Annotated in this window: 2 protein-coding genes; one reads left to right on the forward strand and one right to left on the reverse strand. The window is 52.6% G+C overall.

Features of this window, described 5'->3' with window-relative positions:
- On the forward strand, positions 1-824 hold an 824-nt coding region (locus NB231_RS00040), incomplete at its 5' end, for an epoxyalkane--coenzyme M transferase (RefSeq protein WP_004998479.1).
- A 48-nt stretch (positions 825-872) separates the two neighbouring features.
- Here the strand turns inward: NB231_RS00040 and NB231_RS19280 are convergent.
- On the reverse strand, positions 873-1,058 hold a 186-nt coding region (locus NB231_RS19280), incomplete at its 5' end, for a class I SAM-dependent methyltransferase (RefSeq protein WP_004998480.1).

Genomic DNA, 1,058 nt, shown 5'->3' on the forward strand with positions numbered 1-1,058 from the left:
GGCGGGGCTCCAATCCGAGTAATGCGCAAATGGCCTGTACAGAAAAGCTCACCTACAAAGGCAATGCGCTGCTCGAACGCGATCTCGACAATCTTACGAAAGCTGTGAAGGCGAATAATGTTGCGGAGGCCTTCGTGCCTGCAATTTCACCCTGTGATATCGCAGGTAATGTTCTCAATGATCATTATGAAGATGACGAAGCCTTCCTGTTTGCCATCGCGGAGGCCATGAATGTCGAATACAAGGCGATCACCGACGCCGGCTTTTTGCTGCAAATCGATGATCCGCGCTTGATCAATTACTACGTCAAGAATCCTGATAAATCGGTCGATGAATGCCGCGCCTGGGCTGAGAAGCAGGTTGAAGGCATCAACCATGCCCTAAAGGGTATCCCGTCGGACCGGGTGCGTTACCACACCTGTTACGGTATCAATATGGGGCCGCGTGTCCATGATATGGAGATGAAAGACTTCATCGATATCATCCTCAAGATTAATGCCGATGCGGTATCATTCGAGGCGGCGAACCCACGTCATGAACATGAGTGGAAGTTGTGGGAAGATATCGATCTTGCAGAAGGTAAGACTGTGATTCCTGGCGTTATCACACATTCATCCTTGCTGGTTGAACATCCCGAACTGGTTGCCGAACGTCTGTTGCGCTACGCCTCTGTTGTTGGCAAAGAAAACGTGATGGCTGGTGGCGATTGTGGCTTCGGGACACAGGCGATGGCCGAACCCGAAGTACACCCAACAATCGTGTGGGCTAAGTTCGCGGCAATGGTTGAAGGTGCGAAGATCGCCAGCAAAGAGCTGTGGGGTTAGATCTGAATTTGTGACCCAGCCGACCTGCTTCCCCTCCCGGAGGTGCTTCTATTTTTTAAGCGCTTCGATATAGCCAGGTAGCGCAAAACTCGCGACATGTGCGGCGGCTGTATAATATTTTGTCTTGAGGTCGAGCGGTGCCAGGCGCCGCTCGATTTCGTTTAGCGGAGTCTGTCGCGGTTCGCTGCTGTGACACCCCCAGCCGAATGTCATGAACCCGGCGGCATAGGTCGG

Origin of the sequence: Nitrococcus mobilis Nb-231 (assembly GCF_000153205.1) — a bacterium.
GTDB lineage: Bacteria > Pseudomonadota > Gammaproteobacteria > Nitrococcales > Nitrococcaceae > Nitrococcus > Nitrococcus mobilis.